This window comes from Idiomarina aquatica (genome assembly GCF_004362895.1).
Lineage (GTDB): Bacteria > Pseudomonadota > Gammaproteobacteria > Enterobacterales > Alteromonadaceae > Idiomarina.
The window spans coordinates 301,671-313,651 of the sequence record NZ_SNXI01000001.1; the positions used below are offsets into that span (position 1 = coordinate 301,671).

Here is an 11,981-nt window from a genome sequence, read left to right on the forward strand (position 1 = left end):
CTGAAGTATTACATGGAATGAATACCCGGACTGGCGAAAGGGCAATAACCTACGCGCTCGAACTGGGTTACCCGCGTAGGCATCATCAGCTACTGCGAATATGCAGTGGCGGTTAAAGGAGGTATGTCATCTCCTAGTCACAGCTATCATACCGAACGTTGGCAACCCGGACAATGCCGTTGACTATTGCCACCAAGACAACATGCATCGAGCACATTATCAGTGCCATTTCTACAATGCCGTGGTGTCGTCCTTAGCGTACGTTTTCGTTAGGTTGGACTTCAAACTCCAGTAACTTCACTCGGCCAACCATGTAAAGAATTCATCGCGGAAATCGCCGAGATGGCAATAAATCCACCAAAAAATAATGCCAAACAAGTATATTTAGAAAGCATGAAAAACGTTACAATCTGATCTGTTACCAACAGTATACATGTCATTGTGTGACCCGGCTAAATTCTCCATTATTTATCGTGCATATAGCCAACAGCCCAGTTATCAACGTCGCCATTGAAGATTGTGATAAGCGCTGCAAGTATATCAAACGGACAGTGGACGCCCAGCGGTCAGAAGACCGTACCGAAATTACTGCCGACATTGTCTCCAGGCTATCGCCTTACCGGACTGCACACATTAATCGTTTTAGTGACTATATACTCGATATAGATCGGCAAACGTTGAGACCCGATTTCCACATCACTGCTTTATCTAAACGCAGGGAGGGCTCAGGAAGTGACGATATTAACTTTGCAAGTGCCGATCGCAAAGAGCCCGTCGGTCGGCTATAAGATTTCCAGTCAAGCGATTGCGGCTAAAAGCACGAGTCCGAAGCAACTCAAGAGCCCAAGAATAGAGACCCATTTAGGTATGAACCGCTGTGCTGGAGGGACTTTCAATGCCGCGATATTGGTTATTCCGTAATATATCAATACCGTGAACGCACTCAATGTCCAAGCGGTTTTAACACCGCCAAGCGTCGCGATCAATGACATTACAACGAACGTTATCCATGTAGCAGTTGGTGCAGACTTACGGTCACTACTCAACACCGCTATCCGATTAGGTAAGTCGCCTCGACGAGCCATGGCAAGAATAACCCTTGATACGCCTAGTATTAGATTTAAAACAACGCTGCTCATTGCGACCACGCCTCCAATAATCACGACCCAGCGCCAATTTGAGTCAGCGATTAGGTGCGCGATATTGAAGTTACTTTGTTCAAAAGATGAGATCCCACCCAAATGCAAGATCGTCAGGCCAACCGAAATATAAATCGCACTAATAAAGGCAAGCGTAATAATCACGGCCTTGGGGATATTTTGACGAGGCGCTCTGATTTCCTCACCCATGGTCGCAATTCGCCCGTACCCTGTGAAAGCAACAAACATCAAAGCAGCCGCATGAAATAGTGATAGTGGTGACGATACGCTCACGACTATTTCTTGTGCGTCACGCTCGCTAAAGCCCGCAGCAATAAATGTTACTAAACCCAGCAAGCTTACTAAGACCAATAATGAATTGAGCCAGTTCGTCCGACGTACACCAGCTAACACAAGGACCGTGAACATGAGCAAAAGACCGACAGCGATAAAGTTAACGACCCAGAAGGGCACGCTGATACTTAGACTGATATACCAGGCAACCGCGAGCGCTGCGGTCGCTGCAGATGCGCTTTTAGCTACGACAAAAAGTATGCCGGCAATACGGCCACTTAACGGATTCAAGAACTGGTAGCCGTATTCGTACGTTCCACCGCTGACGGGGTGAGCAGCGGCAAGCTGTGCCGATGATAGACCGTTCATTAATGCCGTCGCCGCGGCTATTAAGATTGCGAACACTATACCTGAGCCAGCAATTTCAGCACTCAGTCCCACGCTTACATAGGCACCTGTACCAATGATTGAACCCAGCCCGATGACAAGTGCGCCAGATAAACCTGTTTCCCTAACTAACTTGTTCGACACGTCAGTAACTCCTCGTTTTACTTAAGTTCAAATAACGATTGATCGTTCATATAGCCGACGCCTTCGGCTCGATGGCAGGCCATGCATGCACCTTTTCCTTCTTCGAAGGCTTTCCATGCCTTCTTTTTATCAGCGCTGTCAAACGCTTCTTTTACGCTTTTCCAAGTACCATTGAAGAAAATGCTATCCGCATTAGGCTGACGTTTAGGGCGCTTTAAGTATCCATTTTGGATGGTGGTCTTTATTTTTCGCCAGTGATAACCGGCAAGTTTATAATTCTCTCGCGTCAAAGCTTCATAAACCTTTTCGTACCGCTCTCCAACTTCCCACATGGGTTGGTCAAAGCCACGTAAATAACCTTGAATAAGTTGAAAACGTTCTTCATTAGACTCCGCATTTAAAATCCAGCCTTTCGGGTTTTCTGCTTGTGCTAAACTCACCGTACTAAACATTAGTGCATAAGCCACAAGCAAAGGGCGTGATAAATTTCTCATGCTCTCTCCTTGAATAATAAAGGTTTGGCGTTTTTAATAATTTAATATCGATTTTCGATATCGATTTTCGATAACAATAGTATTGCCGAGGATATAATGCAAGATAGAGATTTGTTTTCTGGTTTTATTAAGTTACATATATTGCATCATGCCGCCCATGAGGACATATTCGGCACAGGGATGATTGAAGAGCTCGGTAATCACGGATATAAACTCAGTCCAGGAACTATCTATCCAATACTCCATAAGATGGAAGTGAATGGATACCTAGTGAGCGAAAAGCGTGAGGTCAATGGAAAAATACGCAAATACTATCGCAGTACTGCAGATGGACGACGAGCACTTAGCTTAGCTAAAGAGAAGGCACGTGAGTTGTTTGGCGAGCTGTTAGCGCCCTAAATAAATCGACAAGAGATTACCGCCCTTGATTAAAGTTATATATTTCAATGATATAACTGTATTCTGGCGAATCCTGTACAGATCCCGGCTAACCCTCAATATCAGCCAATAGCTGGCGGTCGCGGCCAAGGAACTCGACGAACCGAAACGGCGACAAGTTCATGTGATCAGGCACCCGAATGGCTGCTTTTCGGATCATTTGCAGCTGTTGCGGCGTTGGCGCAGGCTCAATTAAACGCGGCATCGAAGAGCGCGTTGTCAGTAATTCTAATGCGTCCATGTCAGTCCTTAAAATTCTTATACATTTGTCACGCTTCGTTACATTATTACGATGGTACTGATAAGATGGATTGTATAAGCTAAAACATAATAAATAGTAAAAAGCGAGATGTTATGCGGTTTCTAGGCTCAATGTTCCGGTATTTGTGGCGTTTTATCAACGCTATTCGGGTTATTTTACTCAATATTGTCTTTTTTGCGTTGTTAATCGGTTTTATCGCCGTACTTATGCAAGAGGAAGATCCTGTAGAGGTACCGGATAACGGCATTTTGGTACTTAACCCGCAGGGTATTCTGGTTGAAGAAAAAACCTATATCGACCCTGTTGATCAGTTTTTCAATAAAGCTTTTGGCGCAGAGGATCCTGTTCCTGAAGTGCTCCTGAGTGATGTCGTTGATGCGCTTGAAAAAGCCAAGACTGACGAGCGTATTGGTGCTGTTTTTCTTGATGTTTCGGGTCTGTTCCCCAGCGGTATCAATAAATTACAACGGGTTGCTACAGCGCTGGAAGAGTTTAAAACTACTAATAAACCAGTCATCGCTGCTGCCGATTACTATGCGCAATATCAATATTTCCTGGCATCACACGCGGATACGGTTTACCTGAATCCACTGGGTTCAGTCGCGTTTGACGGCTTTGAATATGGTGGCATCTACTTTAATGACATGCTGACTAAGCTCAAACTAAAGCCACATGTATTTAAAGTCGGCTCTTATAAATCTGCCGTTGAGCCATTTATTCGTAATAGTATGTCTGACGAAGCACGCGAAGCGAATGCATTTTTATACGATGAATTGTGGCAGCAATTTAAACAAACGGTGGTCAACCAGCGCGATATCGATAATGCCGTTATTGACGGTAAACTCGACCCTTACATGGCTGCATTTGAAGCTGCCGATGCCAATATGGCTAGAATGGCATTGGATGTCAATTTCGTTGATGCATTAAAAACTCGCGCCGAGGTGCGTAACGAGCTGATCAATTTAGCAGGGCTTGACGTAGACAAAGACACCTATCGCCATGTCGCTTTTGCTAACTATGTTCGCGAAGGTAATGGTGAACAGTCTGCTTCAATGCCGGGTAAGGATAAACCGCAGGTAGCGGTTGTCGTGGCACGTGGGCAAATCGTCAATGGTAGCCGCCAAGCGGGAATGATTGGTGGTGACAGTACCGCTGAACTCATTCGCAAAGCGCGCGAAGACGAGAACACCAAAGCTATCGTGTTGCGTATCGATAGCCCCGGTGGTAGCGGCTTTGCTTCAGAAATTATCCGCCAGGAAGTGTTACAGGCTAAAGCTCAAGGCCTTCCGGTCATCGCCTCTATGAGCAGTGTTGCTGCTTCTGGTGGTTACTGGATAGCCGCGGACGCGGATCAAATTTGGGCCGCGCCCAGCACCATTACCGGCTCTATCGGCGTATTTGGTCTAATGGTGACAGCTGAGGATAGCGCAGAAGCACTCGGTATCTATAGTGATTCGTTTAGTACCACGGAGCTGCCGTCAATTAATGCGCTGGAAGGCATTACTGACGCGCAAAAAGATTTACTTCAGCGCTCCACCGAGCAATTCTATGATTATTTCCTTGAGGTTGTTGCCAATGCGCGTGACATGACCAAGGATCAAGTCGATGCTGTCGCACAAGGTCGTATCTGGACCGGAACTCAGGCACAGCAGCGTGGCTTAGTCGACTTTTTGGGCAATTTCGACGATGCCGTGACAGCCGCCGCAGAAGCTGCCGGTTTAGAAAGTTACGAAGTGAATACGGTAAAACAATCGCTGAGTCCGCAACAGCAGTTCTTTGCTGAACTCATGGGCGATGCTACCGTTGGTGCGCTGTTAAGCAGTTCTTCACCAGAGCCACAGCACTGGCTAATGGGTACGGTTAATACGGTATTGCAGCAAAGTAAAGCATTGCAGAACTTTAACGATCCTAAAAATATCTATTCCTACTGTGCACTCTGCGTTCAACCGCGATAAAATAACGGCCATCACCTACTCAATTTTGGATATTTGATGGCCGTAAAGCGTAAAAGAATCTACGTCGCCTACACTGGCGGTACTATTGGTATGCAAAAATCAGCTCAGGGGTATGTTCCGGTCGCGGGACACCTGAGCCAATGCGTCGAGCGCATGCCTGAATTCTATCGCGAAGAAATGCCCGAATTTCAGATTCATGAATATCAGCCGTTGATGGACTCGTCGGATATGACCCCATCGGACTGGGTGACCATAGCCCGTGATATCGAAGCCAACTATAACGACTATGATGGTTTCGTTATTTTGCACGGCACCGATACCATGGCCTATACCGCATCGGCATTGTCTTTTATGCTGCAAAACTTGGCTAAACCTGTCATCGTAACCGGTTCGCAAATTCCTTTGTCAGCGCTGCGCAGCGATGGTCAGACAAACCTACTCAATGCTCTGTATATTGCCGCAAACTACCCTATTCATGAAGTTGGCCTGTTTTTTAACAACACGCTGTTTCGTGGCAATCGCTCAACCAAAGCCGACGCTAATGGTTTTAATGCGTTTGCCTCGCCTAACTACCCGTCTTTACTCGAGGCTGGTATTCAGATTAGCCTGAATGCAGGTAAACTGCGTGAAGTAAAAGACAACGAGTTACACGTGGTCGAAATGACACCGCAGCCGATTGGCGTAGTAATGCTTTACCCCGGTATTTCGGCCCAATTGATTGATAATCTGTTACAACAACCCGTTAAAGCAATGATTATCCAAAGTTACGGGGTCGGCAATGCACCTCAGGATCCTGCCTTGCTGGCGAGCTTTAAACGCGGTATCGAACAAGGTATTACGATTGTAAATTGTACCCAATGTTTCCGCGGCCGCGTTAACATGGGTGGCTATGCTACCGGTAATGCGTTGGCCGAAATCGGCGTTGTTTCAGGCTCAGACATGACGATTGAAGCGGCATTAACCAAATTACACTATTTACTTTCGCAAGATCTGTCCAACGAAGTTATTGCGGAACGTTTAACCGATAACTTGCGCGGCGAACTGACCACCGCGTAAAATCGTTAGACAATCGATAATTTATAATAATAAAGATAATGACAACCTTATGACAACACGTTCACCCGCTTTTGCTTCACGCTTAGGGTTTATTTTAGCCGCTGCCGGTTCCGCCGTCGGAGTTGGCAATATTTGGGGTTTTCCAACACAAGCTGCCAGTAACGGCGGCGGTGCTTTTCTGCTTGTTTATCTTATTATGATAGCGCTGCTGGCCTATCCCATGTTGGTAGCAGAGATAACTATTGGTCGTATTCGTCGGCAGAACCCCATCGAAGCGTTGCGAAATATGTCAGAGCGCCCTTTTTGGCGTGGCTTTGGTCTGTTAAGCGGTATTGTCGGACTGGTCGTGTTAAGTCTCATTCTTAGCTTTTATGCGATCGTATCGGGCTGGTTAATTGCCTACATGCTGGCGCCTTTAATGGAGCTTTTGGGGCTGGCAAGTACCGCAGAATGGCTATTGACGTTTTCGTTAGAGCGCAACCTGATTACGATGTTGTTCTTTATGCTGTTAACCATCTACGTCGTGCGCTCCGGCGTCAACGATGGTATCGAACGGTGGTCACGGCGGTTAATGCCATTGTTATTTGTTTTGCTGATTGCCATGGCTGCTTACATCCTGACGCTGGATGGTGCGATTGACGGATTAAAAATGTATTTAGTGCCGGACTTTTCAGCGATTTCCGATCCCAACTTGATTGTGCGAGCCATGGGCCAGGCGTTTTTCTCATTGTCACTCGGTGTCTGCGTAATGATGACTTATGGCGCGTACCTGTCTGAGAAAGAAAATATTCCAAAAACTGCAGCCTGGGTGGCGGGCATAGACACTTCTGTCGCTTTCTTAGCAGGCCTTTTAATTCTGCCGGCTATGTTCGTAGCTCAGAACAATGGCGTGGCTATATATGCTGATGACGGCTCGCTACTATCTGCTGATACCCTGGTGTTCACGGTTCTACCGGCGATGTTTGATACGCTGGGCAGTGTCGGCCCGTTCGTGGCTATCGGCTTTTTCCTGCTGATGGTCATTGCCGCTATTACCTCGTCCATCTCCATGCTGGAAGCACCGGTTAATGCGTTACGTGAAGAAACGGCCTGCAACCGCCATAGCGGCGTGTGGTTGGTAGCATTTGTAGTGACTATACTTTCAACCATTATCATTTACCACTTTGAGACCTTATTCAGCTTTGTGATTACCCTAAGTACGGTCTATATGCAGCCGATAATGGCGCTCATCTTTGGTGTTATGTTGACCTGGGTGCTACGCCAGCATCGTTTGCTTAAAGCACTGCAACAAGGTTCACCGCAAATTAGTCAGAGCCTGTTCTGGAAAATCTGGCCATGGTACGTCAAGTTTATTTGCCCGGTGTTAATACTGCTGGTGATCTGGCGCGGTTAACTCAGCAGTTAAGCTGATAGGTACCACGCCAAATCAAGTGTGGTTACGTTACTCAGGTGACCAATAAGTCCATAAACTGGTTAACCGGCGTGTTAACCAGTTGCTGAGGGTCGCGATACAAACGCATAATCTGCTCCACCCGCTGACGCGCAAAACGCGTACGAAGATTGTTTTCAAACTTCTGCTCCAGCACCTTGAAGCCCTCTTCACGGCGACGGCGATGCCCGATTGGATATTCAACCTCAACCTTATCGGTTGCGCTGCCATCATTAAAAAACACTTGTACCGCATTAGCGATAGAGCGTTTGTCCGGTTGGTGGTACTCCTCGCTGTAACGTTTGTCTTCACTGACAACCATTTTTTCACGCAATGTATCGATTAACGGATTAGCCTGGTGGAACTCATCTTCATAGTGATCAGCGGTCAGCTCACCGAAGATCAACGGTACTGCCGTCATATACTGTAAACAGTGATCGCGATCAGCGGGGTTAGCCAGCTCTCCCTGCTTAGAGATAATACGAATGGCGGACTCGTGGGTTGTTATTTCGATACGTTCAATCTGGTCTAGTTTATCCTTAACCTGCGGGTGTAATGTAACCGCAGCTTCGCACGCCGTTTGGGCATGAAACTCAGCAGGAAATGACAGCTTAAACAAAATGTTTTCCATCACGTAGCTGCCGTACTCTCGTTGAAATGAAAATTTTTGTTCGGATTCTGGCTTAATTTGCTGATCTTTATTTGTTTTACTGAACAGCACATCATAAAAGCCCCATTGCGGTGCGCTCAGTGCACCGGGGATGCCCATTTCTCCGCGCAGGCTAATATCCGCCAGGCGCACTGCACGAGAGGTTGCATCACCAGCGGCCCATGATTTGCGTGAGCCCGCATTTGGCGCATGCCGATAGGTCCGTAGTGACTGTCCATCAACCCAGGCTTGCGAAACAGCTGCCATCACCTGCTCACGGTTACCTCCCCACAGCCAGGTAGCGACGGCGGTAGAGGCTACTTTAACCAGCACAACGTGATCCAGGCCGACTCGATTAAAGCTATTCTCTAGGGCCAGGTTTCCCTGTATCTCATGAGCCTTAATCATCCCTTCCAGTACATCCTTAATGGTAAGCGGTTTATCCCCTCTTGCGACGCGCTGTTGCGAGATGAAATCAGCTAGCGCCAGAATCGCACCTAAGTTGTCCGATGGGTGACCCCACTCGGCTGCCAGCCAGGTGTCGTTAAAATCAAGCCAACGTACAATACAACCGATATCCCATGCCGCTTTAACCGGATCCAGGCAATACGACGTGCCGGGCACACGCGCTCCGTTCGGCACCTGCGTATTGGCAACAAGCGGCCCTAAATGTTTGGTACATTCCGGAAAACGTAATGCCAGAATGCCGCAGCCGATGGTGTCAGCCAGGCAATGTCGCGCGGTTTCCCACGCTTGTTCCGAGGTGACCTGATAGTTAATCACGTAATCGGCTATACGCTGTATCTCTGCATCATAATCAGGACGGTCTGTCCGCTCTGCAATAGTCATAGTATCCTCTCGAACGATTGGAATAACTGTTGTTAGTATAGCTACGCAGAATCGACAGGAAGCGATCGACAGATAAAAAAAACCCGGAACCAATCCAGATTGTTCCGGGTATAGGGGAATGGCTCATGGGATGAGCCGTGCGCTAACTCTAAAAAAAGCGGTTAATTTTTAGTCTAGCCAAATTTTAGAGAAATACATAATTTTTTTTAAAATTTTTAAGTTAATAAATTATAAACGCTTTATTACCCCTATGCCCAGCTTATCCACAGCTTACGCAACGTCTTTAAACAGCTTATAAAAGTTGGACGTTGTGGTTTCTGCAACCTCATTAAGCGTCAGTCCTTTAACATCAGCGACGCATTTTGCAACGTCTACCACATAGGCAGGTTGGTTTTGTTTGCCCCGATGCGGCACTGGCGCGAGCCATGGGCTGTCCGTTTCGATAAGTAACCGTTCCAACGGCAACGCCTTGACTACCTCGCGTAACGATTTAGCGTTAGCAAACGACGCGATACCCGATATCGAGATATAGAAATCCAGTTCATCGATAGCTTGCTTTGCCATCTCCAAAGACTCTGTAAAGCAGTGCAGTACCCCGCCCGATTTCTCAGCGCCGCCCTCTTTTAGTAAGCTAATAGTATCTTCACGTGCATCGCGGGTATGAATGATCAGCGGTTTGTCCAGCTCTTGTGCTACCTCAATATGGGCGGCGAAGTTCTGTTGCTGCAGCTGTTTGCTTTCGGGATGATAGAAATAGTCGAGGCCAGTTTCACCGATAGCGACGACTCGACTATCGCTAGCCAGCTGCCGCAAGGACGATGCGACTTCATCAACGGGGGTCTGACTGTCTTGGACGTACAACGGATGTACGCCGCACGAAACCGAGACATCAGCATATTCCGCTACGGCGGCCTGCATGGCAGCGTAGTCTTCTAAGGTTACACAGACACACAGCATGTGCTGCACGTCATTATTACGCGCATTTTCGATAATCTGAGGTAGTTCCAGGCCAATTTTTTGCGGATCTATTTTATCTAAATGACAATGCGAATCGACGTACATTAAAACTCCTGCTAAGCATATATTTTTGCGATCAGTCTACCATATTCATGGCTTAACGTGTGTGTCAGGCGCCGTATTCGTTGCTCAATGTCGGTATCCTGATCGTCGACAATAGCCAGCCCAATCCAACAGCTGCCGCCCGGTTGGCGCAACATGCACGTAACACTAGCAGTGATATTCGGATTATATTCGCCACTATCCGGCAAATTAATATCGATATGGATTGTACTATGCAGCGGCGGTATATCGACGGTTGCCGGCAGGGGGACAAAAATTAATAGTTGTTCGAACCGGGCTAAGGTGCTTTGAGCAAGCTCCAGAGCATCATTAAAACGATGGCTAAGTTGTGGTATTGAAGCCATGATAAGTCCATTGTTGCCAACAAAGACTTAACAATAGCGGTAAATTTAATCCTTTTGACTGACGATAGCGCTGACGCAATTGTCGGCATTCATCGACAGCTTTAAGCAGTCGCTCTGTATGCAGGTTATGCTGGTTTGTCAGATCCCTATAGCGCGGTTGTAACTCGGTGTAATTAAAGCGCGCACTGGCGATGCTTTGTGTCGCCGCTGACAGATCAAGTAACAAGCGTTCTGTTATGTCAAGCCATTCAGTAGCTTTGCTCTTGTCTTTGATAACCGGCGGCAGGGCCCCGGCAAACAAGGTGCTTAATAAACTGTTGGCTGACTCGTGATCGTCGTTGCCGGCTAGCGCAGGTAATTGCAAATTAATCCATTGCATGCGGCTTCGTAACGTTGGTAGCAGCTGTTCGGGCTGCTGTACCGAAATTAGCCAAAACATATTAGCGGGTGGCTCTTCCAACACCTTTAGTATGGCGTTACTGGCCTGCTCAGTCAGTTTATCTGCGGGTGTTATTATGGCAACTCTGGCACCGCCCTGGTTTGCAGTCTGTAGCAGTTTATTTTGCAGTTTACGCACTTCGTCGATGCCAATACTGGTTTCTTCCCGCGCGTCGATATGCCAAAAATCAGGATGACTGCCGGCCTGGTATAGCTTGCATGATTTACACTGCCCGCAGGCGCTTTTATCGGGCTGCTGGCACAACAAAAAATTGGCCAATGTCTGCAAGAACTGGTCACTACCCTGTTCCGGCGCATGCCGCAAATAATATGCGTGTGCTAAACGTTGCTGTTTAGCACTGTCGATAAGACGAAGCCAAGGCTCACGTAACCAGGGATAACTCATACAAATAATTTCTCTTCGATAGCGCGGAGTATATCTTTGTGCACCTGTTGCATGGGTTGCGAGGCATCGATAGCGACTATTGAAGGGTCTGCAGCCACCAGTTGCTGGTAACGCGCCCGGGTGCGTTCAAAAAACGCTAGATCTTCTTGTTCGATACGATCCAGTTCGCCCCGCCCCTTTGCGCGCTCCAGGCCGGCCTCAGCATCGATATCCAGATACAGAGTAAGATCCGGCTTAAACTCACCCAGCGTAAGCTGCTTTAGTTGCTGTAGTTTTTCACTACCCAATTGTCGGCCGCCACCCTGATAGGCCTGTGACGACAAGTCATGGCGGTCGCCGATGACCCAGCGACCTTTATCCAGTGCCGGTTTAATCACGTTATCGACAAGCTGAACGCGGCTGGCATACATGAGCAATAACTCTGTCATTGCACTCACTTGTTCCTGCCACTGCTTCTTTACTAAGTCTCTCAACGCTTCAGCCATCGGTGTGCCACCGGGTTCTCGAACAGTTTCTGCCCTTATGCCCTTGGCCTGCAGATGGCTCACGATACTTGCAATAGCCGTACTTTTACCGGCTCCTTCAAGGCCCTCTATAACAATAAACTTGCCGTTCAT

General features: G+C 47.5%; 12 protein-coding genes and 1 riboswitch. Of the genes, 4 read left to right on the forward strand and 8 right to left on the reverse strand.

Going from position 1 to position 11,981, the window contains the following annotated elements; genetic code table 11:
• Nucleotides 1-69: 69 nt before the first annotated feature.
• Nucleotides 70-143: riboswitch (Fluoride riboswitch) on the reverse strand.
• Nucleotides 144-797: 654 nt separating this feature from the next.
• Nucleotides 798-1,964, reverse strand: coding sequence for an APC family permease (locus DEU29_RS01540; RefSeq protein ID WP_133538468.1), 1,167 nt, complete (start codon nt 1,962-1,964; stop codon nt 798-800).
• 17 nt (nt 1,965-1,981) lie between these two features.
• Nucleotides 1,982-2,458 (reverse strand): hypothetical protein, encoded by a 477-nt coding sequence (locus DEU29_RS01545; RefSeq protein WP_133538469.1) that lies wholly within the window; start codon nt 2,456-2,458, stop codon nt 1,982-1,984.
• Nucleotides 2,459-2,554: 96 nt separating this feature from the next.
• Between DEU29_RS01545 and DEU29_RS01550 the strand changes: the two genes are divergently transcribed.
• Nucleotides 2,555-2,857, forward strand: a complete 303-nt coding sequence (locus tag DEU29_RS01550; RefSeq protein ID WP_133538470.1) for a PadR family transcriptional regulator — start codon at nt 2,555-2,557, stop codon at nt 2,855-2,857.
• An 88-nt stretch (nt 2,858-2,945) separates the two neighbouring features.
• Here DEU29_RS01550 and DEU29_RS01555 read toward each other — a convergent pair whose 3' ends face one another.
• Complete coding sequence (locus tag DEU29_RS01555) at nt 2,946-3,137, reverse strand: hypothetical protein (protein WP_208107591.1); 192 nt, start codon at nt 3,135-3,137, stop codon at nt 2,946-2,948.
• 113 nt (nt 3,138-3,250) lie between these two features.
• Here DEU29_RS01555 and sppA point away from each other — a divergent pair, with 113 nt between their 5' ends.
• From sppA to DEU29_RS01570, 3 genes are read left to right on the forward strand one after another with little or no spacing between them, the layout of a single operon-like run.
• A complete protein-coding gene (gene sppA, locus DEU29_RS01560; RefSeq protein WP_133538471.1) occupies nt 3,251-5,113 on the forward strand; it encodes a signal peptide peptidase SppA in 1,863 nt (620 codons plus the stop codon).
• Between the two features lie 36 nt (nt 5,114-5,149).
• On the forward strand, nt 5,150-6,169 hold the full coding sequence (gene ansA, locus DEU29_RS01565; RefSeq protein WP_133538472.1) for an asparaginase: 1,020 nt from the start codon (nt 5,150-5,152) through the stop codon (nt 6,167-6,169).
• Between the two features lie 49 nt (nt 6,170-6,218).
• Complete coding sequence (locus tag DEU29_RS01570; protein ID WP_133538473.1) at nt 6,219-7,562, forward strand: sodium-dependent transporter; 1,344 nt, start codon at nt 6,219-6,221, stop codon at nt 7,560-7,562.
• Nucleotides 7,563-7,614: 52 nt separating this feature from the next.
• Here DEU29_RS01570 and DEU29_RS01575 read toward each other — a convergent pair whose 3' ends face one another.
• From DEU29_RS01575 to tmk, 5 genes are all read right to left on the reverse strand, one after another.
• On the reverse strand, nt 7,615-9,096 hold the full coding sequence (locus DEU29_RS01575) for a bifunctional 2-methylcitrate dehydratase/aconitate hydratase (RefSeq protein WP_133538474.1): 1,482 nt from the start codon (nt 9,094-9,096) through the stop codon (nt 7,615-7,617).
• A gap of 270 nt (nt 9,097-9,366) precedes the next feature.
• Nucleotides 9,367-10,158, reverse strand: a complete 792-nt coding sequence (locus DEU29_RS01580) for a TatD family hydrolase (protein ID WP_133538475.1) — start codon at nt 10,156-10,158, stop codon at nt 9,367-9,369.
• Nucleotides 10,159-10,169: 11 nt separating this feature from the next.
• Entirely contained in the window at nt 10,170-10,520 is a 351-nt protein-coding gene (locus DEU29_RS01585) for a hypothetical protein (RefSeq protein ID WP_133538476.1), read from the reverse strand.
• Nucleotides 10,498-11,364: a DNA polymerase III subunit delta' gene (locus tag DEU29_RS01590; RefSeq protein WP_133538477.1), complete on the reverse strand. Its 867-nt coding sequence runs from the start codon at nt 11,362-11,364 to the stop codon at nt 10,498-10,500. Before DEU29_RS01590 ends, DEU29_RS01585 begins: the two co-directional genes overlap by 23 nt.
• Nucleotides 11,361-11,981, reverse strand: coding sequence for a dTMP kinase (gene tmk / locus DEU29_RS01595; protein ID WP_133538478.1), 621 nt, complete (start codon nt 11,979-11,981; stop codon nt 11,361-11,363). Before tmk ends, DEU29_RS01590 begins: the two co-directional genes overlap by 4 nt.

What these genes read in the sequence shown, in the direction of transcription:
- DEU29_RS01545 (WP_133538469.1), bottom strand. Translation starts at nt 2,458, where the DNA reads ATGAGAAATTTATCACGCCCTTTGCTTGTGGCTTATGCACTAATGTTT.
- DEU29_RS01550 (WP_133538470.1), top strand. Translation starts at nt 2,555, where the DNA reads ATGCAAGATAGAGATTTGTTTTCTGGTTTTATTAAGTTACATATATTG.
- DEU29_RS01555 (WP_208107591.1), bottom strand. Translation starts at nt 3,137, where the DNA reads ATGGACGCATTAGAATTACTGACAACGCGCTCTTCGATGCCGCGTTTA.
- sppA (WP_133538471.1), top strand. Translation starts at nt 3,251, where the DNA reads ATGCGGTTTCTAGGCTCAATGTTCCGGTATTTGTGGCGTTTTATCAAC.
- ansA (WP_133538472.1), top strand. Translation starts at nt 5,150, where the DNA reads ATGGCCGTAAAGCGTAAAAGAATCTACGTCGCCTACACTGGCGGTACT.
- DEU29_RS01570 (WP_133538473.1), top strand. Translation starts at nt 6,219, where the DNA reads ATGACAACACGTTCACCCGCTTTTGCTTCACGCTTAGGGTTTATTTTA.
- DEU29_RS01575 (WP_133538474.1), bottom strand. Translation starts at nt 9,096, where the DNA reads ATGACTATTGCAGAGCGGACAGACCGTCCTGATTATGATGCAGAGATA.
- DEU29_RS01580 (WP_133538475.1), bottom strand. Translation starts at nt 10,158, where the DNA reads ATGTACGTCGATTCGCATTGTCATTTAGATAAAATAGATCCGCAAAAA.
- DEU29_RS01585 (WP_133538476.1), bottom strand. Translation starts at nt 10,520, where the DNA reads ATGGCTTCAATACCACAACTTAGCCATCGTTTTAATGATGCTCTGGAG.
- DEU29_RS01590 (WP_133538477.1), bottom strand. Translation starts at nt 11,364, where the DNA reads ATGAGTTATCCCTGGTTACGTGAGCCTTGGCTTCGTCTTATCGACAGT.
- tmk (WP_133538478.1), bottom strand. Translation starts at nt 11,981, where the DNA reads ATGAACGGCAAGTTTATTGTTATAGAGGGCCTTGAAGGAGCCGGTAAA.